The following is a 2503-nucleotide window of genomic DNA, read 5'->3' on the forward strand; positions in this document are numbered from 1 at the left end:
GCCATCGGTGATGCTCTGGCCATAGAGCAGCGGCTTGCCCGGCACCACGTCCTGCCGGCCGGCGACGAGATTGCTCTCGATCATCAGGCCGATGATGCGCTCGTCGCCTGCCGCGACCTGGCCGGCGACATCTGCCGCGACCTTGGGCTGGTTCTCGGGCTTCTTGGCCGAGTTGGCGTGGCTGACATCGATCATCAGCCTGGGCGCAACGCCGATGCGGGCGAGTTCCACAGCGGCGGCTTCGACGCTCGCCACGTCATAGTTGGGCTGAACGCCGCCGCGCAGGATGACGTGGCAGTCCTCGTTGCCCGTGGTCGTGGCGATGCCGCTGCGGCCGCCCTTGGTCACCGCCATGAAATGATGCGGCTGGGCAGCCGATTTCACCGCCTCGGCGGCGATGCGCAGATTGCCGTCGGTGCCGTTCTTGAAGCCGACCGGGCAGGAAAGGCCCGAGGCGAGTTCGCGGTGGATCTGGCTCTCGGTCGTGCGCGCGCCGATCGCGCCCCAGGCGACCAGGTCGGCAATGTATTGCGGCGTGGTCATGTCGAGGAATTCGGTCGCCGCCGGCAGGCCGAGATTGTTGACGGCCGACAGCACGTTGCGCGCCATCCGCAGCCCCTTGTCGATGTTGAAGCTGCCGTCGAGGTCGGGATCGTTGATCAGGCCTTTCCAGCCGACCGTCGTGCGCGGTTTCTCGAAATAGACCCGCATCACGATCTCCAGCCGGTCCGACAGGCTCTCGCGCAGCGCCGCCAGACGGCTGGCATAGTCGACGGCCGCGACCGGATCGTGGATCGAACACGGGCCGACAATGACGAGCAGCCGGTCGTCGGTGCCGTTCAGGATGGCATGGGTTGCGTTGCGCGATGCGCTGACGGTGCGCGTCGCCGTCAAAGTGCGCGGGATCTCCCGCATCACCTCGTCCGGCGTACTCAGTTCTCGGATTTCCTTGACTCGGAGGTCGTCTGTGGTGGTCAACACGGCTTTCTGCTCCTGTCGAGAGCATGATGCCGAAAAGTGTGAAGCGGTTTTCGGACGACATCATGCTCCTCTTTGATTTAGAGGGAACCTGCCGGCTGAAACAAAAAAGCCGCCAGGTATGGCGGCTGTTCGGATCTTGTTGCTGCAATCTTCAGATCGAGCGCAATCCTCCCGCCGCCAGCGAGCTCCTAAAGTACCAATATGTGGCGGTCAGGTTGATCATGAGGTTCATATAGTCGATGCGGAGGCGCTTGTCACGTGCCGTAGATGAGTTGGCGAAATCGCTGGCGAGAGCGCTCCTCTCCCCGTCACTATACGGGGAGAGGATGCCGGCAGGCAGGTGAGGGGCGGCGCTTGCGTCAACGGATAGGACAGGGCCAAAAAGCCCCGACTTCAATCGACCCTCTAACTATCAAAGTCGGCGCTGCCCTCATTGCCCTGCCGGGCATTTCTCCCCGTATAGTGACGGGGAGAAACGGGCCGGCCGCGACGCTGACCCTATTCCGGAGACGACCCCGCAATGCTCTGGTCATAGTCGACCAGCGATCCGGTCATGACGCCGGACTGCGGGCTGACCATGTAGCTGATCAGCCGCGCCAACTGGTCCGGCTTCACCAATTGCCCCATCGGCTGCGCGGCTTCGGCCTTTGCCAGCCAGTCGTCCGGCGCATCGTGCCACTTCTTCTGCACGATGTCCTCGCCCTCCGTGTCCATCCAGCCGGGCAGCACCGCATTGCAGCGGATGCGGTTGTAGCGATAGGCATTGGCGACGTTCTTGGTCAGCGTCATCAGCGCGCCCTTGCTGGTTGAATAGGGCGTCAGGAACGACTGGCCGGTATGCGCCGACATCGACAGCACGTTGACGATCGAGCCGGGTGCCTTCTTTTCCAGGAGATGCGCCACCACGCCTTGCATCAGGAAGAACGGGCCGCGCACATTGGTATCGAAAATCGTATCGAACAGCTCTTCGGAGGTTTCGACCAGAGAACCGCGCGCCGAAGTGGCGGCGGCGTTGACCAGCGCGTTGACGGTGCCGAAATGCGAGATCGCGGTGGCGACCGCGCGCTTGCAGTCCGCCACTTTTGACACGTCGGCGCTGATGAAGATCGCGTCGACGCCCGCCTTCTTGAAATGGGCGACGGCCTTGTCGCCCTTCTCCTGCGATCGGCCGATGAGCGCCAGTGCCCGGCAACCTTCGTCGGCCAGCGCTTCGGCAACGGCAAAGCCGATGCCTTGCGCGCCGCCGGTGACGATGGCGCGCGTCTTCGAATTGCGATCGGCGGATGTGCTCATCGCTCTGCTCCCTGTACCCTAGTTTCCGGTTCTTACTTGTCGAGACGGACGGTCTTGCCGGTCGTTGCTGATTTCAGCGCCGCGTCGGCCAGCTTCAGCGCCACCAGCCCATCCGCACCGCTCGGCGACGCTTTCTTGCCCGAGGTCGCGGCCGTGATGAACGCGGCGATCTCAATAGCGTAGGCGTCGAGATAGCGGGTCATGAAGAAGTCGTGCAGCGGCGGGCGGG

The 2503-nt window shown here is 63.5% G+C and carries 3 protein-coding genes; all 3 read right to left on the reverse strand.

The annotated features are described in order from the left end of the window. A partial coding sequence (locus EN906_RS30665; protein ID WP_127375633.1) for a 3-deoxy-7-phosphoheptulonate synthase occupies positions 1–981 on the reverse strand: 981 nt, incomplete at its 3' end. Between the two features lie 498 nt (positions 982–1479). Beyond that, a complete protein-coding gene (locus EN906_RS30680; protein WP_127270616.1) occupies positions 1480–2274 on the reverse strand; it encodes an SDR family oxidoreductase in 795 nt (264 codons plus the stop codon). A 32-nt stretch (positions 2275–2306) separates the two neighbouring features. Beyond that, the coding region (locus tag EN906_RS30685; RefSeq protein ID WP_348629294.1) for a Gfo/Idh/MocA family oxidoreductase at positions 2307–2503 on the reverse strand (197 nt) is incomplete at its 5' end.

This window comes from Mesorhizobium sp. M7A.F.Ca.CA.004.06.1.1 (assembly GCF_003999135.1).
GTDB lineage: Bacteria > Pseudomonadota > Alphaproteobacteria > Rhizobiales > Rhizobiaceae > Mesorhizobium.

Coding starts and splice junctions, on each gene's coding strand:
- EN906_RS30680 (WP_127270616.1), bottom strand. CDS start 2,274: ATGAGCACATCCGCCGATCGCAATTCGAAGACGCGCGCCATCGTCACC.